This window comes from Azospirillum aestuarii (assembly GCF_016632405.1).
Taxonomy (GTDB): Bacteria; Pseudomonadota; Alphaproteobacteria; order Azospirillales; family Azospirillaceae; genus Azospirillum; species Azospirillum aestuarii.
The window spans coordinates 1-25,282 of the sequence record NZ_JAEPIV010000040.1 but is presented as its reverse complement, the minus strand read 5'-3'; the positions used below and the strand labels follow the sequence as shown (position 1 = coordinate 25,282).

Genomic DNA, 25,282 nt, shown 5'->3' with positions numbered 1-25,282 from the left:
ACCGGGAAGAGCGATTGGAACACAGGGGCCAGATGCAGAGCAAGACCTCCGCCGATCCACAGAACGCCTCCCCCGAGGCGGCACGGACGACCAGCCTCCATGCACTCGCCGTTGTTGCGCGCCATCATGGGCTTCATCTCTCGGTGGAGCAGCTTCAAAGGGACTATGCTCTCGAAGCCGGCGAACCGTCGAACCGGCTGCTGCTGAAGATAGCCGAAGACAACGGCCTGACCGCCCGCACCACGAAGCTCCGGTGGAAGCACCTGTCCCGCCTGGACAAGGCCCTGCCGGTGCTGCTCCGCCTGCGGGACGGCAGCACCATGGTGCTGGTGGCGTTCCGTGAAGACGGCGGCGCGCCGGCCGCGATGCTCCAGGACCCGCTGAGCACCGATCAGGCCTGCGTCGCCGTGGATGAGTTGCGCCTGAGTTCCGTCTGGGACGGGGAAGCGATCTTCATCAAGCGGCGCCACCGCATCAGCGACGACGAGCAGCCCTTCGGCTTCGGCTGGCTGCTCAGCCAGATCCTGAAGGAAAGGCGGATTTTCCGCGACGTCTGCCTGTCGGCGCTGGTGCTCAGCCTGTTCGCGCTCGTGCCCCCGCTGGTCTACATGGTCATCGTGGACCGCGTGCTCGTCCACCAGCGCATGTCTACCCTGTACGTCCTGCTGGCGTCGTTGGCCTTCGTTCTGGTCTTCGACACCCTCTTCGGCTACATGCGCCGCTATCTGGTGGCGATCGGAACGGCCAAGGTGGATGCGCGCATCAGCCGTTACATCTTCGACCGGATGATCGGGCTGCCGATCGACTTCTTCGAGCGCCAGCCGACCGGCGTCATCTCCTACAAGCTGAACGAGGTCTGGCGCATCCGCAACTTCATGACCGGACAGTTGCTCGGGACGCTTCTCGATTCCTTAACGCTGATCGTGCTGATTCCGGCGATGTTCATCATGAGCCCCCCCCTCGCCTTCCTGGTGCTGGGCGTGGCCTTCCTGATGTGCCTCGTCGTGGTCATCTACATCGGTCCTCTGGCGCGCGCCTACGGCAAGGTGGTGCAGGCGGAGCACCGCAAGGGCTCCTTCCTCATCGAGGTGCTGCACGGCATGCGCACGGTCAAATCCCTAGCGCTGGAAGGCCGCAAGCGGATGGACTGGGACGCGCGGGTGGCCGACGCCGTGCGCGCCAACACCAACATGCAGCTTCTCGCCAACCAGCCTCAGACCATCCTGCAGCCGCTGGAGAAGAGCATCTATGCCGGCACGCTGGTGGTGGGCTCCTACCTCGCCCTCTCCGGCGACGCCTCGGTCAATCCCGGCACGCTCGTCGCCTTCAGCATGATCGCCAGCCGCGCGGCGTCGCCCTTCGTGCAGATCGCCGGCCTGATGCAGCAGTTCCAGGAGGCCCGCGGCGCCGTCCTCCAGGTGGGCTCCGTGGTCAACCACGCCCCCGAACAGGGGCTCGGCAAGCAAGGCGTGCGTCCCACGATCAAGGGCGACATCAGCTTCTCGGACATCCGGTTCCGCTATCAGGGTGCACAGAGCCCGGCGCTCGACGGCATTTCCTTCGCCATCGAACCAGGCACTGTCGTAGGCATCATGGGACGCTCCGGATCGGGCAAGACCACGGTCACCCGCCTGCTGCAGGGCCTGCACCAGAACTACGACGGTCTGATCAAGATCGACGGCGTCGATCTGCGCGAGATCGACCTGAACCACCTGCGCTCCAACCTGGGTGTGGTGCTTCAGGACAACTTCCTGTTCAACGGCACTATCCGTGAGAACATCATGGCGGCCAACCGCAGCGCCACCCTGGAGGAGGTGATGCGGGCGGCCCGGCTGGCCGGTGCGGAAGAGTTCATCGAGCGCCTGCCGCGCGGATACGAGACGATGATCGAGGAAGGGTCGGCCAACCTGTCGGGCGGCCAGCGTCAGCGCATCGCCATCGCGCGCGCCTTGCTGGTGGACCCCACCGTCCTGATCCTGGACGAAGCGACCAGCGCGCTCGATCCGGACAGCGAGGCGATCATCAACAACAACCTGACGCGCATCGCCCAAGGCCGGACGATGATCGTCATTTCCCACCGCCTCGCCTCCCTGGTCAATTGCGACCAGATCATGGTGCTCGAACGCGGCAAGCTCTACGACATGGGCAAGCACGACGAGCTGCTGCAGCGTTGCGACGTCTACCGACACCTCTGGTTCCAGCAGAACCGCCACCTTTCTCCGGGGCCCTCCCATGACCGCGCTTCTCTTACGACGGCCGCAAGCAGCTGATCGCGCTGCCGAGCAGGCGATCGTCGATTTCCAGGGGGAAACCTCGGAAATCATCGGCTGGCCCGAACCCGTCACCTTGAGGATGGTCCTCTGGGGGCTGACCGCGGCGGTGCTCATACTGATCACCATGGCCACGGTGCTGAAGCTCGACCGTGTGGTCAGCGCGTCCGGACGGGTCGTGTCCCAGGCGCCGACCATCGTCGTGCAGCCCCTGGAAACCTCGATCATCCGGAACCTCAACGTCCGCGCCGGACAGACCGTGCGGCGCGGCGAGGTTCTGGCCACGCTCGACCCGACCTTCTCCTCCGCCGACGTGGCCCAGCTTGATCGCCAGCTCAAGAAGCTGACGGCCGAGATCGCCCGCATGAACGCGGAAGCCCGCGGCGTGCCCTTTGTGGTAGCCGGCGACGATCCGGACATGGAGCTGGAGGAGTCGATCTGGCGCTACCGCCAGGCGGAGTATGCGGCCAAGCTCGCCAACTTCGACCAGCGTCTGGCCACTCTGCAGGCGACGATCAAAAGCAATCAGGCGGACACCGACCATTTCCGCTCCCGCCTGAGGATCGTCGGCGAGATCGAGACGATGCGGCGGACGCTGGAAAAGAACCAGACCGGCAGCCGCCTGAACTCGCTCATCGCCAGCGACACCCGCGTGGAGACGGAACGGAACCTCAGCCTCAGCGAGAACACCATCCGCACCTCCACCCACGACATGGAGGCCCTGCGCGCCGAGCGCGAGGTCTACATCCAGCAATGGCGCAGCACGCTGCTGACCGACCTGTCGACCCGCCAGGTCGATCTGGAACGTGTTCGCGAAGAGCTGGCCAAGGCCCAGAAGCGCCGGGATCTGGTGGAACTGCGTGCCATCGATGACGCCGTGGTGCTGGAGGTCGGGAAGTACTCCGTCGGTTCCGTGGTGGAGCAGGCCCAGCCGATCTACACTCTGGTTCCGCTCAACGCGACGCTGGAAGTGGAGGCGGAAATCGCCGGTATGGACCAGGGTTTCGTCAAGCCCGGCGACGAGGTGAAGGTCAAGCTGGACGCCTACCGCTACGTCGAGCACGGAATGGCGAAGGGCGTGGTCAAGACGATCAGCGAGGATTCCTTCACCCGCCGCGAAGACCAGACGCAGGCACAGCGCCCCTTCTTCCGCGCACGGATCGCGCTGACGGACGTGGCGCTGCGCAAGGTGCCGGAGGACTTCAGGCTGGTTCCCGGCATGCCGCTGACCGCCGATATCGTCGTCGGCGAAAGGACCATCCTGGCCTACCTCGTCGAGGGGGCTTTGAGGAACAGTTCGGAAGGCATGCGCGAGCCGTAACAGCGATCCGGTTCGCCGGCGGACCATCGCAAGCCGGGATGGGCGGATGCCCGATTCAGGCGCGGTGCTCCGGCCCGGCGGCCGGCAAAAGGAAAGGGTATCGAGGCCGATGCGCAAGCTCATGAAGGCCGCCGGGCGGCTGTTCGGCTCCGCTTCGCCGGAAGACGACTATGCCCGGGGCCTGAAGGCCCATGATCGCGAGGACTACAAGACGGCACTGGAATCCTGGCTGTCCGCCGGCCGGCAAGGCAATGCCGAAGCGCAATACCGCCTGGGACGTCTGTACGACCTGGGCAAGGGTGTCGTGCGCAACGCCGTCGATGCCGTCGGCTGGTACCGGCGGGCCGCCGACCAGGGGCACGGTAAGGCCCAGGCCCGGCTTGCCGAAATCTATTATTACGGCTGCGGCCAGCCGAAGGGCATCACTCCGACCGACGAGACGCTGTCGCTGCTTTTTCCCAACGGCTTGCAGATCGAGCAAGACTACAAGGAAGCGCTGCGCTGGGCGCGCGCCGCTGCCGAACAGGGCGTCGTGGGCGCGCAAGCCATGCTCGGCTACATGTACGCTTCCGGCTTCGGCATCGATCCCGACTATGCCGAGGCGGAGCGCTGGTACCGCACCGCCGCCGAACAGGGCAACGCGGCGGCCCAGCTCGGGCTCGGCACCCTGCTCGCCGGCGGTTACGGCGGGCAGCCTGATCCCCAGGACGCCCATCAGTGGTTCCTCAAGGCCGCCGGGCAGGACAACGTCATGGCTTGGTACTATCTCGGCACACAGTTCGCCTCGGGAATTGGCGTCGGGCAAGACTATGACCAGGCGGCGGCCTGGTTCCGCCGCGCCGCCAAGGCCGGTGCCGCTGCGGCGCAGCGCGCGCTCGGTCTGCTCCACACGCGGGGGCTCGGCGTGCCCGCTGATCCACACCATGCGGAAACCTGGCTGCGCAAGGCCGCCGTCCAGGGCGATGCCGAAGCAATGGTGCAGCTCGGTCATCTGAACAGCCGCGGCGCCGGGCTACAGCCCAACCTCTTCGACGCCGCGACCTGGTACCGGGCGGCCGCCGAACTAGGCCATCGCGAGGCTCAGAAGATCATTGCCCAGATGTATCTGGCCGGTTCCGGCGTGCCGCGCGACGAGATGGAGGCCCTCCGCTGGCTGGAACGGGCCGCCGGCCAGGGCGATCCGCTGGCGCAGCTCCGCGTCGGCACCTTCTACGCCGAAGGGCGCGGGGTGACGCGCGACTATGACCGGGCGCTCGGCTGGTTCCGCCGGGCCGCCGATCAGGGCAACACCGACGCGGTCTACAACATCGCTATGCTCCACAGCCTCGGCCTCGGCATGCCCCGCGATCCGGCGAGGGCGGTGGTCTGGCATCAGCGGGCGGCGGAACAGGGAAGCGTGCAGGCGCAGTTCCGTCTGGGCGCCATGCTGGCGTCCGGCGACGGCACGCCGCAGGATTATGCCGCCGCCGTGGTCTGGTCGCGCAAGGCTGCGGAACAGGGCCATTCCGGCGCCATGGTCAACCTTGGCCGCTTCTACATGCAGGGGCTGGGGGTGGCGCCCGACATGGAGGAGGCCGCCCGTTGGCTGACCGCTGCCGCCGAGAAGGAACCCGCGGCGATGACCGCCCTCGGCGAACTCCACGCCCATTGGAGCAGCCGCAAGGACTTCGCCCTTGCCCGTGTCTGGCTGGAACGGGCGGCGAAACTCGGCGACGAGCGGGCCGGGATGCTGCTTGAGCGTTTGCCTCCGGCCGACGTCGCCGAGCAAACCGAAGAAGTCGATCCGCCCCGCGCCGCCGTCGGCGAGAGCTGACCGGAAGCGCGCCGGTCCATCCCATCAGGCTCAGACGAGCAGCGTGACGCCACCAAACGGGCGGTACGGCGGCAACGGGATGGCCATGCGGCGGTGGATCTCGCCCGTTCCGGGGAACGGGACCGGCCCCAGATCGGCGTAGCCCAGCGCGCGGTACAGGCGCAGGGCACGGGCGTTGTGGGGCAGAACGGCCAGCTCCATCCGTGCGCAGCGACCGGCTGCCCAGCGATAGGCCGCCATCATCAGTTCCCGCCCAAGCCCGAAACCGCGTACGTCGGGATGAAGCTCGATGCCGAGGGCAAGCGCCGCCGTTCCTGGTTCGACCGGCCATTCGGGGCCGACGCGGCACTGGCCGACGATGCGCCCCCTCCGCTCGGCAACAAGCCAGCAGCGGTCGGAAGCCGCGGCCCAGCCATGGATTTTGGCAGCATCTGGAACCGCGGTGGCGGCGGTCCCGCCGTTCAGACGGACGGCTTCGGCGAGAAAACCGCACAGCCGGTCCACATCTTCCCGGTTGGGTTCAAGGGTGCGGAGGATCACAGGGGCAAGAACGACGATCGCCGTCCGCGGCGTCCCCAGGAGCCGGGCCTCCGGGAAATCCGGCAGCCGCACGTTCACCCGATGCTCACGCCCGGCGAAAAGGGCGGGCACCGGCACAGTAAAGCCATAACACCCGTCTCCCTTGCCGGTAGCCGCCAGATCGGCGCGCGGCTGGCCGGCCACCGCCTCCACCGGCAGGGCGACCTCGGGGTGATCGCCCCCATGAAAATCGCCCTCCGCAGGCGCGAACCTCACCTCCACGCGCAGTCGCCGTGCGGGATCGGCCGGCAGCCACGCCCAGCCGGTCACCATGCCGCCCACGCCGTCCAGGAAGCCTTCTGGGAACGCTGTCATCGCATGCCGCTACCGTTCAAGGGTCGCCGTTCAGAAAGGTTCATGCCTGAGCAAGGGAGGCCGATGCCCCAGATACCCGGATGGAGGGAGACTTCCCACACTATTTTCGCCTGGGGCGCGGCCCGTCCACGGCATGCCGGTTGCCGGCCCCAATCCGTGCCGCTACTCTCCCGCCGGTCGCCCCATGCCCGGAATACTCCTTCGGAAAGCGCCGTCTCCGTGTCCAACGCTGCCATCTATTTCCACCCAGACGGTTATGAAACCGCGCGGGCGGACCTGAAGGGCCGCCATGTGGCGGGCGAATCCTTCCTCGTCGGTTTCTTCCGGCACTCCGGACTGGACGGTTTCGCCTGCCACGCCGACGGGCCGGAGCAGGCGCGCCTGTTCGCCGATCTCGCCGCCCGCCACGCCCCTAGGCGGGAGGTGGCGCTCTACCCGACCGGCGAGCCGTCGCGGTTGGCCCGCGTGGGCTGCCTGTTCGTGCCGGGACCGGGCATCGACCAGTTCGCCTGGCGCCGCCGGTCCCGCGACCAGCGGGGCTACAGCCTGTGCGGCATCACCCACACGACCTCGGAATCGCCGCATGCCCTAGGCGCCCTGGCCACAGCACCGGTGCAGCCGTGGGACGCGGTGATCTGCACTTCCTGGGCGGCCCGCGCCTCGGTGGAGGCTGTCCTCGAACCCTATGCGGAGTATCTGCGCAACCGACTGGGCGCCGCCGAAGTGCCGATGCCGCATCTGCCGGTGATTCCGCTCGGCGTGGACACCGACGCCTTCCGCTTCGACGCGGCGGACTGCATGGCGGAGCGTGCAGCGCTGGGCATCGGCGAGGAGGACGTCGCGGTGCTGTTCATGGGGCGCCTCAGCTTCCACGCCAAGGCGCACCCGATCGCCATGTATCTGGCGCTGGAAGAGGCGGCGCGGCGGACCGGCAAGCGGTTCCACCTGATCCAGGCCGGCTGGTTCGGCAACGACGCTATCGGCGCCGCCTTCATCCAGGGGGCCAAGCGATACTGCCCCAGCGTCAACGCCATCTTCCTGGATGGCCGGAAACCGGAGGTGCGGACCCGCGTCTGGGCCGCTGCTGACCTGTTCACCTCGCTGGTGGACAACATCCAGGAAACCTTCGGCATCACGCCGGTGGAGGCCATGGCGGCGGGGCTGCCCTGTGTCATCACCGACTGGAACGGCTACCGCGAGACGGTGCGCGACGGGGTGGACGGTTTTCGGATTCCCACCACCCTGCCGCCGCCAGGCAGCGGACCCGACTTCGCCGACCGCTACGCCGCCGGACTGGACAGCTACGACTATTACATCGGGCGCGTCTCGCAGGTGACCGCCGTCGATGTGGCGGCGGCGGCGGACGCCTACGCGCGGCTGGCCGCAGACCCCGCGCTGCGGCAGCGGATGGGGGAAGCCGGACGCGCCCGCGCCGTTGCGGTGTTCGACTGGAAGGCCATCATCCCGCAGTATCTCGACGTCTGGCGCCAGTTGTCCGAGATCCGCCGCCACGCAGCGGAACGCGCCCCGCGCCGCGCCGACCGCGACGGCAACCCGCTGCGCCCCGACCCCCTGCGGATGTTCGAATCCTACCCGACGCGCCACCTGTCCCCATCCGCGCGGCTGGTGCGGGCCGGCGGCCTCGCCCGCGCGGGAATGGCCGACGCCCTGGCGGCGCTGCACGCCGACCCGCTGAATTCCACGGCGCGCGGCGGCACCGTGTCTCCGGCCACCGACCTTCTGCTGGCGCTTGAGGCCCTGGACCCGCCCGGCCGCCTCGTCGCCGAGATCCTCGCGCTCGTCCCGGAGGAGCGCCGTCTGCTGCTGCTGCGCAGCCTCGTTCACCTGCTGAAATACGGCTTCGTGCAGGAGACCGGGCCCCTCGGGGTCTGAAACCCTTGAGGTGCCGGGGCACAAAGCGCTTGAAAAGCCCCGCCGCACCGTCATAACAGGCACAGTTTTCCAAAGGACTTCGCCGCCGCCATGCAGGTTATCCCCACGTCCTTGCCCGATGTCCAACTGGTCGTGCCGAAGCGGTTCGGCGACGCGCGGGGCTATTTCGTCGAAACCTGGAGCGAGCGGACCTTCGCCCGCCACGGCCTGGAGCGGCGCTGGGTCCAGGACAACCAGTCCCTGTCGGCCACACCGGGCACGGTGCGCGGCCTGCACTACCAGATCGAACCCGACGCCCAGACCAAGCTGGTGCGGGTTCTGCGCGGCCGCATCCTCGACGTGGCGGTGGACATCCGCCGCGGCTCTGCGACCTTCGGCCGGCACGTCGCGGTGGAACTGAGCGCCGATGGGCTGGAACAGCTCTTCGTTCCCGCCGGCTTCGCCCATGGCTTCTGCACGCTGGAGCCGGACACGATTGTCGCCTACAAGGTGGACGCCTTTTATTCTCACGAGCGGGAGCGGGCAATCCTGTGGAACGATCCGGCGCTCGGCATCGACTGGCCGGCCATGGCCGGCGCCGTGGTTTCGGACAAGGACGCGGCGGCGCCGCCGCTGGCGACCGCCGTGGATTTGTTCTGACGTCTCGACGCAAAGGCGCGCCGCAGGGGCCGCGAAGGGAAGATGGCATGCGCATACTGGTGACGGGAGGGGCCGGCTTCATCGGCTCGGCCTTCATCCGCTGGGTTCTGGCGAACACGGCGGCCTCGGTCGTCAACCTCGACAAGCTGACCTACGCCGCGGACCTGGAAAGCCTGGCCCCCTTCGCGGACAACCCGCGCTATGCCTTCGAACGGGTGGACATCAGTGACGAGGCGGAGTTGCGCCGCGTCTTCGCTGCCCACCGCCCCACGGCGGTCATCCATCTGGCCGCGGAAACCCACGTCGACCGGTCCATCGACGGCCCCATGGCCTTTGTCCAGACCAACGTGGTCGGCACCGTCACCCTGCTGCGCGTCGCCCTGGACTATTGGCGCGGGCTGGAGGGGACGGCGAAGGAGCGGTTCCGCTTCCACCATGTCTCCACCGACGAGGTGTTCGGTACGCTGGGCGACGAGGGACGCTTCTCGGAGACCACGCCCTACGCGCCCAACTCCCCCTATTCGGCCAGCAAGGCGGCGTCCGACCATTTCGTGCGCGCCTGGCACGAGACCTACGGCCTGCCGACGGTGGCTAGCAACTGCTCCAACAACTACGGCCCCTGGCAGTTTCCGGAGAAGCTGATCCCGCTGATGACGCTGAAGGCGCTTCAGGGTCAGCCCTTGCCGGTCTACGGCAGCGGCCTGAACGTGCGCGACTGGCTGTATGTGGACGACCACGCCTCGGCGCTGTGGACCATCCTGACCACCGGGCGGCCGGGCGAGAGCTACAACGTCGGCGGCGACAGCGAGCGCCGCAACATCGACGTCGTTCACGCCATCTGCGATCTGATGGACGAACTGGCCGGACCGCTTCCCGGCGGCCCGCGGCGGGGTCTGATCGCCCACGTCACCGACCGGCCCGGCCACGACCACCGCTACGCCATCGACGCCACCAAGCTGACGGCCGAATTGGGGTGGCGCCCGAGCGAGACCTTCGAGACGGGCATCCGCCGCACCGTCGGCTGGTATCTGAACAACCGCCCCTGGTGGGAACGTCTGTCCGCCGGCTATGACGGGCAGCGCCTCGGCATAGCGTCCGTCGCCAAACCCGCCGCGTCCACCGAATCCGCCGAATGACCGGAGCCGCCGCCATGCGCACCATCCTCATCTTCGGCGCCAATGGGCAGGTGGGGTTCGAACTGCTGCGGACCGCCTGGGCGCCGGACCTGACCCCGGTCGGGCTGACCCGCGCCGGAGGCGACGTCACCGACGCGCAGGCCGTCGCCGCGGCGATGGCAACCCACCGTCCGGCCCTGGTGGTCAACGCTTCGGCCTACACCGCGGTGGACAAGGCGGAAAGCGAGCCGGACGCGGCCTTCGCGGTCAACCGCGACGGCCCGGCCAATCTGGCCCGCGCCTGCGCCGCCGCCGGGGTGCCGTTGATCCACATCTCCACCGACTATGTCTTCGACGGGACCAGCAAGACGACCGCATGGCGTGAGGACGACCCGGTCGCCCCGCAGGGCGTCTACGCCGCCGGCAAGCTGGCCGGCGAAGAGGCGGTCCGGGCGGCCCTGCCCGACCATGTGATCCTGCGCACCGCCTGGGTGTTCGGCGCGCACGGGCACAATTTCGTCAAGACCATGCTGCGGCTGGCCCGCGAACGGGACGAGCTGCGGGTGGTCGCCGACCAGCACGGCTGCCCCACCCCGGCGGCGGCCATCGCCGCGGCCATCGCCGCCATCGCACAGGTCCGCCTGACCGGCGAGTGGACGCCGGGCGTCTTCCACTACGCTGGCGCCCCCTCCACCACATGGCACGGTTTCGCCGAACGGATCGTGGAGCGCGCCGCCGGACGGACCGGGCGGAAGCCGCCGGTGCGGCCCATCGCAACCGCCGACTTCCCGACCCCGGCCCGGCGGCCCGCCAATTCCGTCCTCGATACCGCTCGGATCGGCCAAGCCTACGGCATCGCCCCGGCGGACTGGATGGGCGGCCTCGACCGGATGCTGGACGAGATCCTTTCCGATACACAAGGCACGGGCACGCAGCCATGAAGGGCATCATTCTGGCCGGCGGTTCCGGCACGCGGCTCTATCCGCTGACTCAGGTGACCAGCAAGCAGTTGCTGCCGGTCTTCGACAAGCCGATGATCTATTATCCGCTGTCGACGCTGATGCTGGCCGGCATCCGCGACATCCTCATCATCACCACGCCGGAAGACCAGCTGCAGTTCCGGCGGCTTCTGGGCGATGGCAGCCAGTGGGGCATCGCGCTCTCCTACGCCGAGCAGCCGAAGCCCGAGGGGCTGGCCCAGGCCTTCATCATCGGGCGGGACTTCGTCGGCACCGACAGCGTCTGCCTGATCCTGGGCGACAACATCTTCTTCGGCCACGATCTGGAGCCGGCGCTGCTGCGCGCCGCCGGACGTACGGACGGCGCGACGGTCTTCGGATACCATGTGCGCGACCCCGAACGCTATGGCGTGGTCAGCTTCGACAGCGACGGCCGCCCGGTGGCCATAGAGGAAAAGCCGGCGGTTCCGAAATCGAACTACGCCGTGACCGGGCTGTATTTCTACGACAACCGTGTGCTCGACATCGCGGCGACGATCCGCCCGTCCCCCCGTGGCGAGCTGGAGATCACCGACGTCAACAACGTCTATTTGGAGCGCCGGGCCCTTTCCGTGGAAAGGCTGGGCCGCGGCTATGCCTGGTTCGACACCGGCACCCACGCGTCGCTGCTCCAGGCGGCGGAATTCGTCCAAACCATCGAAGCCCGCCAGGGTCTGAAGATCGCCGCCCCCGAAGAGGTCGCCTGGCGCAAGGGCTTTATCGACAACGAACAGCTCACCCGGATCGCGCAGCCGCTGGCCAAGAGCGGCTACGGCAACTACCTGCTCAACCTGCTGGCCGAATAGACGCCCGCCGGAGCATCCCTTCGCCGGAATCACACGCTGCGGTTCTTCAGCGACAGCTCCAGGTGGCGCAGGATCAGTTCGGTGTCGTAGTCGCTCGACTGCTTCACCACCCGCTCCCAGTAGTTCAGCAGCGGAATGCGCGCCGGATTCTTCTGCAACAGGTCGCGCTTCAGGAACGGGAAATCCATCTGGGCGATCAGATAATCCCAGAAGAAATGCGTCCCGTTCAGCGGCACGCCGGCGTTGATCGTCCGGAAAACCTGCTGGATGAAGGACTTGCGCACCGGGTCCATGCCGTCGCCGGCGATGTCGCGCTCCACCACCGCCTCGATCAGGGCGGTCGCCGCCTGACGGTAGGGGAAGGCGGCGCGGCAGCGCAGGCCGGCGCGGCGCAGCGCGCGGGTCAGCCCGATCTCGTATTTGCGGATGATCCAGGTCTTGGACTGGACGTAGCGCAGCCGGTCCCAGAAGGTCCCGAAGGCGGGAGAGGCGAGCGCCGGCTTGTGGAACAGCAGGAAATAGCTCTGCAGGTGGAAGGAGAACTCCCAACTGTCCGAGGCACCCCAGACGTCGGCGTCCTGCGGGTCCATCCGCTCCAGCAGGCCCGCCAGATGGTGCAGCGGGCCGTAGACGCTGTCGTTGGCGAGCAGCAGCATGTCCAGCGCAGGCAAATCCGGAACGGCGGCGATGCCCTCCTTGTAGGCGCCGAAGTCGTAGCCGACGTTGTCGCGCCGGAGGATGAGCGCGCAGATGTCCCGCAGCGGCTCGATCTGGGATTCGGCCAATCGCGGAGAATTGCTGGAGAAGACGATGGCGAATCCCAGCGATTGGAGCTGGCGCAGGTAATGCCACACGAAATCGTGGACAACGCCCTGCCGGTCGTAATGAACGAACACCGCCACCCGGCGCGCCCCGGCGAGCGGCACCCGCCCGTCCCAGCGTTCCCGCACGTAGCTGTCCTTGCGGAAGGCGCTGATCCAGTAGGAGACGTAGCCCGCCATGATCTTGCATTGCACGATCGCCCAGGCGATCACGAAGCGCAGGCGGAAGGGAAGACGGATCAGGGTGCTCAGCATGGGGGCGTTTCCGTCCTCTGGCTCGCGGTCAGGTGGGCAGGCGCTGGGTGCGGACCAGAAGCTCCGTCCGCGCCCGCAGGTCGAGCGGCACGGACGGCAGGCCGGCCTCGGGCTTCAGCAGGCCGCGCAGGGCCTCGCCCGCCTCGTCCTTCTTTCCGGCGTTGACCAGTGCCTGCCCCTGGTGGAACAGCGCCGGCCACAGCAGGGCCTGGACGATCGGCGCGGTGGCGCGGTCGGGCAGGTCCAGGCAGGCCCGGTGGGCGCGCCCGAAGAAGGCCGCGGCGCTACGCGGCGCCTTACGGTGGTTCAGCGTCAGGATGCCGAGCGCGAAGGCGGTGGAGGCCAGGACGGCGCCGCTCTCCGGCAGGGCGGCTTCCACCGCCGCGGCCAGCCGGTCCGCCGCCTTGTACTGGCCGAGATTGACCAGATCCACGAAGATCTTGCGCTGCGCGTCCTCCAGGATGTCGCCGGGAATGCGCTCGCGCAGCAACGGGCTTTCGAGGGTGCCGAGCGCGGCCGCACCCTCCGCCGCCCGGTCCGGCGCGTCCCAGGCCAGGACATGCGGGATGTTGGCGCGGGCGCGCCAGGACAGCTCCTCCGTCTCGCCGTCGTCGGCGCCGATGACGTGCAGGGCCGCGCGCATCCGCTCTCCGGCGAGCGCGGAGGCTTCGAACCACAGGGCCGCCAGATCCCGGCGTCCGTCGAGCTGCCAAGCCAGCATGCCGTGGAAATAGAGGATGCCGCACAGGTTGAAGGGCGCCGTCGCGTGGTAGGGCTCCACCCCCTGCGGCACCGGGTCCGCCTTCAGATGGGCCAGCAGGGCGGCGGGGTCGGACAGGTCCAGATGGTCCCAGCGCAGGCGCAGCGCGTCGGCCACCCGATCCGCGGTACCGCGGGCGGCGGCGTAGTCGCCGGCGTGGGTCAGCTCCTTCAGCAGGCGGTAGCGGTAGCCGAGGCCGAGCGGCGACGCCGCGTCCAGCGTCGGGATGCGCGTCTCCAGGTAGGAGCGGTAGAGCCGGCGGTCGTAGGGACGGTCGAAGTCGACCGACAGCGTCCCCGGCGAGGCGGCGGCCAGCAGCGAATGGCCCTGATCGACCACGCGCACGTCGGCGAAGCCGGCGCGGCGCAGGATCGTCTCCATCCCCTCCTTGCTGAACAGCACGAAGTGATAGCCGGGGCTGAGAAGCGACAGCAGCGTGCCGGGCCGCGTGCCGGCGTGGATCGCCCCGGCGCTCGGCGTGGTCAGCATCAGCGTGCCGCCGGGGGTCAGCACATCCCGCAGCAGGGTCAGCAGGCCGATGGGATCGAAGACATGCTCGATGACCTCGGAGCAGAAGACGAGGTCATGGGGTTCCCCGGCGTCCTCCGGCTTCTCCAGATAGCTGTGGGCGATGTCCACGCCCAGCGTCTGCCGCCCCTCCTGGGCGCTGAAGCCGGGGTCGAAGCCGCGGACCTGCCAGCCGAACACCGTGCGCGCGTAGTCGAGCAGAAGCCCGTAGCCGCAGCCCAGCTCCAGATAGCGCTTCACCTGCGACGGCTCGACCGAGGACAGGACGCGGGCCATGCTATCGATGCCGGCGTTCTGCTCCAGATAGCAGGCGACCAGCGGGTCGAACACGGCCTCGTAGGGCGGCTGGGCCAGCGTCGGGTAGGCGGCGGTGCCGCAGGCGCCGCACACCACCAGCGACTGGACCGGGTTCGGCGGCCAGGGGGAACGGACCTTCAGGCGCACCGGCTTGGCCGCCGCGTTGCCGCAGGCCGGGCAGACCGCCGGCATCGTCTCGCCGCCGTCTTCCCACGACACGGAATCCCACGAGATCGTATCCATCAGTCCCCTGCCCTCGAAAATGCTGTATCCGCCCGCAACGCTGCGGGATGACCTAAGGGAAACACTCGGCAAAGCGCAATGCCTTTGATGCCGCGCCTTCGATGCCGGGTTCAGCCGCGCTGCGGATAATGCTTGGCGCGGTCTTCCGACGTGTCGCGGTCGGTCGGCCAAGCCACCGCCCCGTCCGGCAGGTCCCGCACCTTGCGCGCCAGCACGAAGGCGCCGCCGAAGGAGGACACCAGCGGCATCAGCGCCTGCGCCGGCTGGCGCTGGTCCGGATAGATGCGCACGCGGCTGCTCAGCCCGGCGGCAATCACCTCGAACCCCATGGCCGGACCGAACAGCACCTTCAGCCCTTCGTCGCTGAAGCGCCAGAAGTCGTTCGGCTCCTCGTGCAGGGGCCAAGACTGGTGGGTCAGGTGATAGGTCAGGCCGCCCACCTGCAAGGCCCGGTTCACGCCGTAGGCGAACAGCCAGGGCTGGGCCAGATGCTCCATCACTGACAGCGAGAAGACCGCCCCGGCGGCCTCCTTTCCGATCAGGTCGTGGATGTAGTGGGCGTCGCCGACCACGTCGACGTTGGGGGCGGCGTGGATGTCCATGCCGATGTAGCGCTCCGCCCCGGCGAAGGCGGCGCGCAGCGGGCTCATCTGCGAGCTGACCACGCGGGCGCCGACCTCGGCGACGACCAGCTTGCGCTCGTTCACCGCGCGCTGGAAGTCCTCGAACGCCTGCTCCGCGGCGCCGTGCTCCGGCTTGGGATCCTGCCAAGCGCTGCCGTCGGTCAGGCAGTAGGGCTTGCGGGTGGCCTCGGGGGAGCGGGGAAGCTCGATCGTCTCGACGAAGCGGTCGTCGGCGGTGATCACCTCGAAGGTCACCGGAGTGCCGGCCCGCCAGGGAAGATAGAGCTTGAAACCGCTCTCCGCGCTGTTGGGGAACTCCGCGTAATGGGGCAGCACGTCGGGGCGGGGGGCGAAGCCGGTGATCTCGTAGGCGTCTTCCCCCGCGGCGACGCGCAGGGTCAGGACTCGCCGCTCATAGGCGTGAATCCAGCCCTCCAGATAGGCGCCGTCGCGGTCGCACCAGAAGACCTCGACGGCGTAAACGAAGGGCTTGCGGGAAGGCGGGGGCGGTTCGATCAGACCGGTCCGCGTCAGAGCGGTGCGGAGCGTCCTGGCGGCGAGGCGGAGGGCGGAGGGGCGCTGTTCCATGCGACTGTCCTGGGAGGCTCCGCAGGCGGCACCGCCACCGGCGCGGGAAGGAGAAAGGGGCCGCAACAGATAGGCGTTGCACGCCGCCGCTGTCAATTCACGCTACTGTCAATTCACGCCGCCCGCCGGAACCCACAGTCTTTCCCAGGCGGCCAGAACGTCCAGCAGAACCGCGCCGTTCAGCGCCATGAAGAGGGTGAACAGCCCGAGCCGCAGCCTGTGGCGCAGGTGCGCCGGGGTCCAGGGTCCCGCCGCCGCCGCGAGCGCCAGGACGACCAGAACCTGCGCCGGCAGGAAATAGCGGCCCTGGAGCCCCAGCACCATGTCCGCCCCGACCGGGGTGAAGCCGACCCAGAAGGCCGCCATGACGAGCAGCACATAGACTGGAGCCGGCAGCAGATAGCCCACCCCGATCACCGGATCGCGGCGGCGGGCGCCGTCGCACAGGGCCAGAGCCAGCAGGACCCACAGGGCCGCCAGGATCAGCCGGTCGTCGGCATAGCCGCTCCAGGGCGGCGGGTGACCGCCGTAGCGCCCGTAGCCGTCGCGCCACCACATGATCGCCCAATCCCGCGTGGTGGTGGCGAAGATCCGCAGCGTTTCCAGCGGGTCGGCGCGCATGGCCGCGATCTGCGCCGCCGGATCGGCGGCCGTGCCCCAATAGGGGCCGGGGACGAAGGGATAGGCCATGTTCCACGACAGCGCGATGCCCAGCGCGAGGCCGAGGCAGAGCGCGGTGAGCGCGATCCGGCCCCGCATCCCGCCCGCCACAGCGCCCGGCAGATAGAACACCGCCGCGGCGAAGGGCGCCATAGTCAGCTTCAGGAAGCCGAGCGCCACCGAGAGGGCCAGCAGCCCCGCCACCTCCAGCGGCGCGAGCGGCGCGCCACGGTCGCGGAACCGCCAGACCAGGGCCAGCAGCAGGGCGGGAATCGTCAGGTTTAGGGGGTCGGCGCTGAGCGAGCAGGCGCTCTGCAAGGCGAAGGGCGACAGAGCGAGCGCCGCGAAGACCAGCCGACCGCCGGGCAGCGCCCACAGGACCGCCAGCACCATCAGCCCGTAGGCCATGGCGTTGCCGATCCGCCCCGCATGCATCTGGTCGAGCGGACCCAGCCCCCAGGCGCGCGCCGCGGCGGTGAAGGCGGCCTGCGGCAGATAGGCGAGCGGCGCGAAGCTGGCCGAGCTGGGAAAGGGCACCAGCTCGTCCCGCGGCGGCAGGGTGGCGAGATGGTCGGACAGCGCGCGGGCCTGCGCGGCATCGACCGGGGCGTGCCTCTGGATCAACTCGACGTAGTGGAGCATGTGGAGGTAGCTGGCCCGGTCGATCGGCCCGCCCCAGGAGTTGGGGCCAAGCTCCTCCGCCAGGAAGCGGCCCTGGGCAATCTGCAGCACCCGCTGCCAGTGGAACGGCTCGTCCAGCCCGGCGTAGGGCGGGGTCGCCACGAGAAGAAGCCCGCTGAAGACCAGATAGAAAAGAACGGCGAAACCGGCGACCAGAAGCCGCCCGAGCCGGCCGGATCCAGACCGGGAGATCGTGCGCATGCGGCCGGGCATCCTCTCTTTTTTCTTCCTTCACGCCGGACAGACGTTGCCCCGGACGGGGAGAGCGCGGTAACAGACCACATTCTCCCGGCGGCTGGAACGCCGAATCTCCCCGCACCGGCCATGATCCCGAGCGTCCGCATCATCACCGTGAACTGGAACGCCGGAGACCTGCTGCGCGCCTGCGCCGCCTCGGTGCCTTCGGCGCTGACCGGTGACTTTGCTCTGGAAGTTATGGTGGTGGTGGACAACGCCTCCGCCGACGGGTCGGCGGACGGGCTGGAGGCCGGCGCCCTGGTTGCAGGCGGCGGGCCGCTGACCGTCCTGCGCAACCCGGAGAACCGCGGCTTCGCCGCCGCCTGCAACCAGGGCGCCGCCGGATCGCGGGCCGACTGGCTGCTGTTCCTGAACCCGGACACCCGGCTGTCGGACCGGTCGCTCGCCCCAGCGCTCGCCTTCCTGGCGGAGCCGGCGCAGGCGCGCATCGGAATCCTCGGCGTCCGGCTGGTGGACGAGGCGGGACGGACCCAGCAGTCCTGCGCGCGGGCGCCGACGCCGGGCCGCATCCTCGCCCAGGCGGTGGGGCTGGACCGGCTGGCGCCCGGCCTGTTCCCGCCGCATTTCATGACCGAGTGGGACCATCTGAACAGCCGCCCCGTCGATCAGGTGATGGGCGCCTTCCTGCTGATCCGGCGTTCCCTGTTCGAGGAGCTGGGCGGCTTCGACGAGCGCTTCTTCGTCTATTTCGACGACGTGGACCTGTGCCTGCGCGCGCGCCGTGCCGGCTGGGAGGTGGTGCATTTCGCCGGGGCGGAAGCGTTCCACAAGGGTTGCGGCACCACCGACCAGGTGCGCGACCGGCGGCTGTTCTACGCCCTGCGCAGCCGGATACAATTCGCCGCCAAGCATTTTTCCGCCCCCGCCGCTTCCCTGGTGACGGCAGCGACCCTGACGGTAGAACCGCTGGTACGGCTGGCCCACGCGCTCGCCTCCCGCTCTCCGGCGGACGCCCGCGCGGTGCTGCGCGGCAGTCTGCTCCTGTGGCGGTCCCTGCCCGGCCTGCTGACGCCCCGGCGAACGGGGTGAGGCGCGAGCCTTTTCTTTCCACGGCCCTCCTTGTTCTTTGTCCGCCTTCCGGCTGCCGCTATAGTCGCGCCCGGTTCCGTCCGGAACCGTCCCCTTGGACCGTTTCCCATGCCACCCACGCCGCTCTGCCTGCCGACCGACGGGGATCTGCTCGTCCTGCCGTCCCCGGCCTTCGACGCGCCGCCGCCCCGCATCCGCCATCGCGACCGGATCACCGACGCCGCCCTGCGCGCTATGGAGGGAACCTGGGGCATGGGCCGCTTCGCCGAGCGGCGGGTCCGCGTGCTGCGGCTGCGCGACGTCTGGGTCGCCCGGGAAGGGCTGGTTTTCGACCGCGACGGCGCTCTCTACCGCGACACCGTCACCCAGCACAGCCCGGTGGAGGTCGCCGAAACCCACGACGCCGTTCTGGCAGCCATCGATCAAGTCGGCATCGACGGGAACGCCATCGACCGGACCGGCCCGGTCGTCCTGTGCAAGAAGCGCGGCGTCGGCAACTACGGCCACTGGATGATGGAGATGCTGCCCAGGGCGCATCTCGTCCACAGCCGGTGTCCGGAGCTGGAGGCGCGCTTCCTCGTGGCGGAGGCGCCGGAACCGCTGCGCTCCACCATGGCCGCGTCCCTCGCCCTGCTGGGGATCGCCCCGTCCCGCATCGTCGCCGCCGGGAACGCCCCGCGGCGCTTCGCCGAACTGCTTCTGGTGGAAGGGCTGAGCGAGCACGGCGTCTACATGTCCCCCCTGGTCATGGACTGCGCCGACGCCCTCGCCCGCGCGGTTGAAGGCCAAGCAGCCATGATGGGGCCAGCCGTGATGCAGGCCGGCAGGCCCCTCTTCGTCACCCGGCAGGCGGCGGGATTCCGCCGGCTCGTGGAGGAGGACGCGCTGCTGATGCGCGCGCAGGAGGCGGGGATCGTCCCGGTGGAACCGGCTCTGCTCCCCCTGCCGGCGCAGATCGCTCTGTTCAAGGGGGCGGCGGGGATCGCCGGCGTCATGGGGGCGGCCCTGACCAACATCGCCTTCGCCGCACCGGGAACCCCGGTGACCGCCCTGGCCCCCGCCGGCATGCCCGACACCTTCTTCTGGTTCATCGCCGCGCTGCGCGGCCTCGACTACACGGAGATCCGCTGCGTTCCGGCGGGTCCGGTCCGCGGCAACATGCCGTGGGACACCGACCTGGTCCTGGACCCCGAGGACGCCGCCGCCCTCTTCGGTCCGACCTTCGCCGCCGCCCCCACCGGAGAGCCATCATGACCGGGAGTTCCTCCGGCTTCACCGTCTGCATCGACCGGGTCACCGTCGGCACCGACCTGCGGGTGGAGGGCTGGGCCTTCCATCACCGCTACGGTCCCTGCCGGGTGGACGTCTGGGTGGACGGCGCGCCGCCCTCCCCCGCCGCGCGGCGGCGGATGGGGATCGACCGCCACGACGTGGGCCTCGCCCTGGAACAGCCCCTGGCCGACCGTTCCGGCTTCGAGCTGGCCGCCCCCCTGCCCCCCAACGCCACGGCGGTGGAACTGCGGCTGACCGCCGGGACCAGCGCGGCGGCGGAGGAGGCGGCCCTGCCGCTCCTGGTCCGCGACGGGCTGTCGCTGCGGAGCTGGGAACCCGCCATGGGCAGCGGCGTCGCGGTGCTGGACCACCGCTTCCTGACCGAGCGCGGCCCCCGCTTCGCCACCGCCCTGCCGCCGGAGCTGGCGCGGGCGGGCAACGCGCTCGGCCTGTTCGCCGCATCGCCCCGCCCGGCGGCGCCCCTCGCCGCGCCGGTCTCCATCATCGTCCCGGTCTATGGCGGCAAGGAATTCCTGACCCCGCTGCTGCACGGGCTGCTCGACACGGTGGAGCCGCGCCACCGCCTGATCTTCGTGGACGACGGCAACCCGGACCGCAGCATCACCGCCTTCCTGGTGGCGCTCGGCGTCTCCCTCGATCAGGCGACGGTGGTCGCCAAGGGCCGCAACGAGGGCTATCCGCGGGCCGTCGCCGCCGGGATGGAGGTGGCGGCCCGGCTGAACCCGGACGGTCACATCGTCCTGCTGAACACCGACGTCGAGCTGCCGCCCGGCTGGCTGGAGCGGCTGGTCGGCCCGATCGAGCGGGACCCCCGCATCGCCAGCACCACGCCCCTGAGCAACGCCGCCACCATCTGCGGCTTCCCGGCCATGCCGGAGGACAACGCCCCCTTCCTGGGTGCGGCGGTCGGGGACATCGACGCGGCCTTCGCGGCGATGGCGGACCTGCCGCCGGTGGAGGTGCCGACCGGCGTCGGCTTCTGCATGGCGCTGAACCGGCAGGCGTTGCACACGGCCGGCGGCCTCGACCTCGACGCCTTCGGGCGCGGCTACGGCGAGGAGGTGGACTGGTGCCGGCGCGCCCGGCGGCACGGCTTCGTCAACGTGGCGGTGCCCAACCTCTACGTCCACCACCGGCACGGCGGCAGTTTCACCAGCCGGGAGAAGCAGGAGCGCATCGCCGCCTCCGGGGAGATCATCCGGCAACGCCATCCGGAGTTCGACGCGGAGGTGCAGGACTTCATCCGCGCCGATCCGCTGCGCCCCGTCCGCGCCGCCGCCGCCGCCGTGGCCCAGGGCCGGCTGGGCGGTCCGAAGACGGAGCTGCTGTTCGACCATGCGGGCGGCGGCGGCTCCGCCACCTTCCGCGCCGCGGAGATCGCGCGGCTTCACGCGGGCGGCTCCGCCGTCCTGCTGGTCCAGCCGGCGCGGCGCCCGGTGCCCGGCATGCCGGACGGTGCGCTCGACATCGAACTGCTGCACCGGGACATGGAGCCGCTGCGCTTTCCGGCCAACGGCCTGCCCGACCTGACGGCCCTCGCCCGGACCCTGCCGCTGGCGGGGATCACGGTCGGCTCGCTCGTCGGCTACGCCGCCCCGGCGGCGGTCATGGAGGCCGTCCGGACGCTGCGGACCGAGCGGGGCGTCCCGCTGCGCCTGCTCCACCACGACTATTTCCCGGTCTGCCCGTCGCTGAACCTGATCGACGCCGAAGACCGCTTCTGCGGCGTGCCGGACCTGGAGCGTTGCCGGGCCTGCATCCCGGCCAACGGGCATCTCCACCGGCCCGTCGGCGAAGCCCCCTTCGACGCCGCGTCCTTCGATCCGGCGGAGCACCGCCGGATGTGGCAGGGCTTCTTCGATCTGGCAGACCGTCACATTGTCTTTTCCCGGAGCGCTCTCGCCGTCCTGCGCCGGGCCTTCACGCTGCGCGACGACCGGGTGCGGATCATGCCCCATCTGGCCGGGCATGTGACGGTGGCGCCGCTGCCCCGCCCCGATCCGGTGCCAGGAACGGAACCGGCCCCGGTGGCGGTGGTCGGGGGCATCGGGGTGGCCAAGGGCTCGCGCGTGCTGGAGGCGATGATCCGGCTGGCCGAGGCGCACCGCCTGCCGCTGCGCTTCGAGCTGTTCGGAAACATCGACCGCCCGATCCGCTCGCCCCATTTCCACGACAACGGCGCCTACGAACCGGCGGAGCTTCCCAAACGGTTCGCCGAACGGGGCTGCCGTGCCGTCTTCCTGCCGGCGATCTGGCCGGAAACCCACTGCTACGTGCTGGACGAGGTGGTCGGGCTGTGCCTGCCGGTCGGCGCCTTCGACATCGGCGCGCCCGCCGAGCGGCTGCGCCACTGGCCGAACGGTTTCGTCGTCTCCCCCATCACACCGGAAGCCGCGCTGTCCGCCCTGCTGCGGGCGGTGGAAGACAAGGGGGAGAGGTAGCCCGGCCGGGCTCTTTCCGCGCGGGACGGGACTGCGTCACCATTGCCCGAGCGTCCCGCCGCCCGGAGAACCGATGCCGCCCCTGCCCGACGACCTCCGTCTGCTCGAAGCGGAAGCCATCGCCATTCTGCGCGAGACCGCGGCCAGCTTCGGCAAGCCGGTCCTGCTCTATTCCATCGGCAAGGACAGCGGCGTCCTTCTGCATCTGGCGCGCAAGGCCTTCCACCCCTCGCCCATGCCCTTCCCGCTGCTGCATGTGGACACCGGCTGGAAGTTCCGGGAGATGATCGCCTTCCGCGACGCGACGGTGCGGCGGCTGGGGCTGGAGCTGATCGTCCATACGAACCAGGATGGGGTGGCCCGGGGCATCGACCCGGTCCGATCCGGCTCCGCGCTCCACACCCGCGTCATGAAGACCGAGGCGCTGCGCCAGGCGCTCGACCGTCACGGCTTCGACGCGGCCATCGGCGGCGCCCGGCGCGACGAGGAGAAGAGCCGCGCCAAGGAGCGCGTCTTCTCCATCCGCAACGCCGCCCACGCCTGGGACCCGCGGGACCAGCGGCCCGAGCCGTGGCGCCTGTGGAACACGCGCATCCGGCCGGGGGAGTCGGTCCGCGTCTTCCCGCTGTCGAACTGGACCGAGATGGACGTCTGGCGCTACGTCGCCGCGCAGGCCATCCCCGTGGTGCCGCTCTATTTCGCGGCGGAGCGCCCGGTGGTGCGCCGCGGAGGCGCGCTCATCATGGTGGACGACGGGCGGCTGCCGCTGGACCCCGGCGAGGTTCCGGAGATGCGCCGGGTGCGTTTCCGGACGCTCGGCTGCTACCCGCTGAGCGGGGCCATCGAGTCCGATGCCGCGACGGTGGAGGAGATCCTCGCGGAGATGCGGGCCTCGAAGTCCTCCGAGCGGCAGGGCCGCCTGATCGACGGGGACGAGCCGGCCTCCATGGAGCGCAAGAAGCGGGAAGGGTATTTCTGATGGGCACCGGGCAGAGCCTGCTGCGCTTCCTCACCTGCGGGTCGGTGGACGACGGCAAGTCCACGCTGATCGGGCGGCTCCTGCACGATGCCGGGCTGGTCCCCGACGACGTTCTGGAGCAGGTGCGGCGCGACAGCCGGGGCCGGACGGAGGAGGAGGACGGAATCGATTTCTCCCTGCTGGTGGACGGGCTGGAGGCGGAGCGCGAGCAGGGCATCACCATCGACGTCGCGCACCGCTACTTCGCCACCCCCCGCCGCAGCTTCATCGTCGCCGACGCGCCGGGGCACGAGCAGTACACCCGCAACATGGCGACCGCCGCCTCCACCGCGTTGCTCGCCGTGCTGCTGGTGGATGCGCGCAAGGGGCTGCTGACCCAGACGCGGCGCCACGCCATCGTCGCATCCCTGATGGGCGTCCGCCATATCGTGCTGGCCGTCAACAAGATGGACCTGGTGGAGGACGGCGAGGCCGTCTTCGCCGCGATCCGGCAGGGCTTCGCGGGCTTCTCCGCTCCCCTCAAATTCCGCTCGGTGACGGCGATCCCGCTGTCGGCGCGGCGCGGCGACAACGTCGTCCACCGGTCCGCGGCCATGCCCTGGCACCACGGCCCCACCCTTCTGGAGCATCTGGAAACCGCCGACGTGGACGAGGGGGCGGCGGGGGAAGGCCCGCTGCGCTTCCTGGTGGAGTGGGTGAACCGTCCAGGCCCGGATTTCCGTGGCCTGTCCGGAACGGTCCTGTCGGGGAACCTGGGGGCGGGGGACGCCGTGACGGTGTGGCCATCGGGGCGGTCCACCCGGATCGCCCGGATCGTCACCTTCGACGGCGACGTGGCACGGGCACAAACCGGCGACGCGGTGACCGTGACGCTGGAAGAGGCGGTGGACGCCGGGCGCGGCGACCTTCTGGCCAAGCCGGAAGACGCGCCGGAGGTGGCCGACCAGTTCGCCGCGCATCTGCTGTGGATGGGGGAGGAGCCGCTCATCCCCGGCCGTTCCTACCTGCTGCGCGCGGGTGCCCGATGGGTTCCGGCGACGGTCACCGCGCTGCGCCACACGCTGAACGTGGAGACTCTGGAGCATGGCGCCGCCACGGTGCTGGAGCTGAACGCGGTCGGTCTGTGCAACCTGTCCACCGCGGCGCCGCTCGCCTTCGACGCCTACGAGGCCAACCGCCACACCGGCTCCTTCATCCTGGTGGACCGCTTCTCCAACCGGACCGTCGGCGCCGGGATGATCCGGCATCCCCTGCGCCGCGCCGCCAACCTGCACCGGCAGGAGCTGGCGGTGTCCGGCGAGGAGCGCGCGGCGCTCAAGCGGCAGCGCCCGGCGGTCCTGTGGTTCACGGGCCTGTCGGGGGCCGGCAAATCCACCATCGCCAACCGGGTGGAGCGGCGGCTGCACGCGCTCGGCCACCACACGATGATGCTGGACGGCGACAACGTCCGGCTGGGGCTGAACCGCGACCTGGGCTTCACCGACGCCGACCGGGTGGAGAACATCCGGCGCGTCGGCGAGGTGGCGAAGCTGATGACCGAGGCCGGGCTGATCGTGCTGTGCGCCTTCATCGCCCCCTTCCGGGCGGAGCGGGAGGCGGTGCGCGCCCTTTTGCCGGACGGCGCCTTTCTGGAGATCTTCGTGGACACGCCGCTGGAGGAATGCATGCGGCGCGATCCCAAGGGTCTGTACGCCAAGGCGCGGACCGGAACCCTGCGCAACTTCACCGGGGTGGACTCCCCCTACGAGGCGCCGGACGCTCCGGAGTTGCGGCTGGACACGGGGACGGATGCCGACGCGCTCGCCGAACGGGTGGTGGAGGCCCTGCGCCTGAGAGGCATCGCCGGAACCTGAGCCGCGGCAGGCTGAAAGGCCGCATCTCTCCACAGGCCCGAGCGGCATAATCGCTTGCCAAATCTCCACGGTTGCGGCCATCTGCACCCACAATCCTCACACTAGGCTTCCGATCGCCGGCAGCGCCGATCGGCTGGCCAGTTCAATGCCCAGAGAGACTCCATGACCGGAATCCGTAGCTACAATCGGCGCGTCCTGGTGACCGGCGGCGCCGGCTTCCTTGG

General features: G+C 69.8%; 18 protein-coding genes. 13 read left to right on the top strand and 5 right to left on the bottom strand.

Annotated elements, in window-relative coordinates; all coding sequences use genetic code 11:
* Positions 1-32 precede the first annotated feature (32 nt).
* The 3 genes from JJL56_RS30130 (at position 33) to JJL56_RS30120 (ending at position 5,404) form a co-directional block, all read left to right on the top strand.
* On the top strand, positions 33-2,270 hold the full coding sequence (locus tag JJL56_RS30130; RefSeq protein WP_200487536.1) for a peptidase domain-containing ABC transporter: 2,238 nt from the start codon (positions 33-35) through the stop codon (positions 2,268-2,270).
* Positions 2,233-3,591 (top strand): HlyD family type I secretion periplasmic adaptor subunit, encoded by a 1,359-nt coding sequence (locus JJL56_RS30125; protein ID WP_200487535.1) that lies wholly within the window; start codon positions 2,233-2,235, stop codon positions 3,589-3,591. The genes JJL56_RS30130 and JJL56_RS30125 overlap by 38 nt, the downstream gene beginning before the upstream one ends.
* Before the next feature lie 109 nt (positions 3,592-3,700).
* Entirely contained in the window at positions 3,701-5,404 is a 1,704-nt protein-coding gene (locus JJL56_RS30120) for a tetratricopeptide repeat protein (RefSeq protein WP_200487534.1), read from the top strand.
* A 30-nt stretch (positions 5,405-5,434) separates the two neighbouring features.
* Here JJL56_RS30120 and JJL56_RS30115 read toward each other — a convergent pair whose 3' ends face one another.
* Complete coding sequence (locus JJL56_RS30115) at positions 5,435-6,298, bottom strand: GNAT family N-acetyltransferase (RefSeq protein ID WP_200487533.1); 864 nt, start codon at positions 6,296-6,298, stop codon at positions 5,435-5,437.
* Positions 6,299-6,517: 219 nt separating this feature from the next.
* On the opposite strand from JJL56_RS30115, the gene JJL56_RS30110 reads away from it, so the two are divergent.
* From JJL56_RS30110 to rfbA, 5 genes are all read left to right on the top strand, one after another.
* Positions 6,518-8,191: a glycosyltransferase gene (locus tag JJL56_RS30110; RefSeq protein WP_200487532.1), complete on the top strand. Its 1,674-nt coding sequence runs from the start codon at positions 6,518-6,520 to the stop codon at positions 8,189-8,191.
* A gap of 90 nt (positions 8,192-8,281) precedes the next feature.
* On the top strand, positions 8,282-8,830 hold the full coding sequence (rfbC, locus tag JJL56_RS30105) for a dTDP-4-dehydrorhamnose 3,5-epimerase (protein WP_200487531.1): 549 nt from the start codon (positions 8,282-8,284) through the stop codon (positions 8,828-8,830).
* A 47-nt stretch (positions 8,831-8,877) separates the two neighbouring features.
* Entirely contained in the window at positions 8,878-9,966 is a 1,089-nt protein-coding gene (rfbB, locus tag JJL56_RS30100) for a dTDP-glucose 4,6-dehydratase (RefSeq protein WP_200487530.1), read from the top strand.
* Positions 9,967-9,980: 14 nt separating this feature from the next.
* Positions 9,981-10,886: a dTDP-4-dehydrorhamnose reductase gene (rfbD, locus tag JJL56_RS30095; protein ID WP_200487529.1), complete on the top strand. Its 906-nt coding sequence runs from the start codon at positions 9,981-9,983 to the stop codon at positions 10,884-10,886.
* The gene (gene rfbA / locus JJL56_RS30090; RefSeq protein WP_200487528.1) at positions 10,883-11,749 is read left to right on the top strand and encodes a glucose-1-phosphate thymidylyltransferase RfbA; all 867 of its coding nucleotides are present in this window, start codon (positions 10,883-10,885) and stop codon (positions 11,747-11,749) included. Before rfbD ends, rfbA begins: the two co-directional genes overlap by 4 nt.
* Before the next feature lie 29 nt (positions 11,750-11,778).
* Here the strand turns inward: rfbA and JJL56_RS30085 are convergent, their stop codons facing one another.
* From JJL56_RS30085 to JJL56_RS30070, 4 genes are all read right to left on the bottom strand, one after another.
* Positions 11,779-12,825 (bottom strand): rhamnan synthesis F family protein, encoded by a 1,047-nt coding sequence (locus JJL56_RS30085; RefSeq protein WP_200487527.1) that lies wholly within the window; start codon positions 12,823-12,825, stop codon positions 11,779-11,781.
* 28 nt (positions 12,826-12,853) lie between these two features.
* Positions 12,854-14,653, bottom strand: coding sequence for a class I SAM-dependent methyltransferase (locus JJL56_RS30080; RefSeq protein WP_200487526.1), 1,800 nt, complete (start codon positions 14,651-14,653; stop codon positions 12,854-12,856).
* A 110-nt stretch (positions 14,654-14,763) separates the two neighbouring features.
* The gene (locus JJL56_RS30075; protein WP_200487525.1) at positions 14,764-15,864 is read right to left on the bottom strand and encodes a hypothetical protein; all 1,101 of its coding nucleotides are present in this window, start codon (positions 15,862-15,864) and stop codon (positions 14,764-14,766) included.
* 108 nt (positions 15,865-15,972) lie between these two features.
* Positions 15,973-17,406 (bottom strand): DUF2142 domain-containing protein, encoded by a 1,434-nt coding sequence (locus JJL56_RS30070; protein WP_200487524.1) that lies wholly within the window; start codon positions 17,404-17,406, stop codon positions 15,973-15,975.
* Positions 17,407-17,529: 123 nt separating this feature from the next.
* Between JJL56_RS30070 and JJL56_RS30065 the strand changes: the two genes are divergently transcribed.
* The 5 genes from JJL56_RS30065 to cysC all read left to right on the top strand — a co-directional run bounded on the left by JJL56_RS30065 (position 17,530) and on the right by cysC (position 25,058).
* Positions 17,530-18,492 (top strand): glycosyltransferase family 2 protein, encoded by a 963-nt coding sequence (locus JJL56_RS30065; protein WP_200487523.1) that lies wholly within the window; start codon positions 17,530-17,532, stop codon positions 18,490-18,492.
* Positions 18,493-18,600: 108 nt separating this feature from the next.
* Positions 18,601-19,746 (top strand): glycosyltransferase family 61 protein, encoded by a 1,146-nt coding sequence (locus tag JJL56_RS30060; RefSeq protein WP_200487522.1) that lies wholly within the window; start codon positions 18,601-18,603, stop codon positions 19,744-19,746.
* Entirely contained in the window at positions 19,743-22,226 is a 2,484-nt protein-coding gene (locus tag JJL56_RS30055) for a glycosyltransferase (protein WP_200487521.1), read from the top strand. Before JJL56_RS30060 ends, JJL56_RS30055 begins: the two co-directional genes overlap by 4 nt.
* Before the next feature lie 73 nt (positions 22,227-22,299).
* On the top strand, positions 22,300-23,205 hold the full coding sequence (gene cysD / locus JJL56_RS30050) for a sulfate adenylyltransferase subunit CysD (RefSeq protein ID WP_200487520.1): 906 nt from the start codon (positions 22,300-22,302) through the stop codon (positions 23,203-23,205).
* Positions 23,205-25,058 (top strand): adenylyl-sulfate kinase, encoded by a 1,854-nt coding sequence (gene cysC / locus JJL56_RS30045; RefSeq protein ID WP_200487519.1) that lies wholly within the window; start codon positions 23,205-23,207, stop codon positions 25,056-25,058. The genes cysD and cysC overlap by 1 nt, the downstream gene beginning before the upstream one ends.
* The last annotated feature ends 224 nt before the right edge of the window (positions 25,059-25,282 follow it).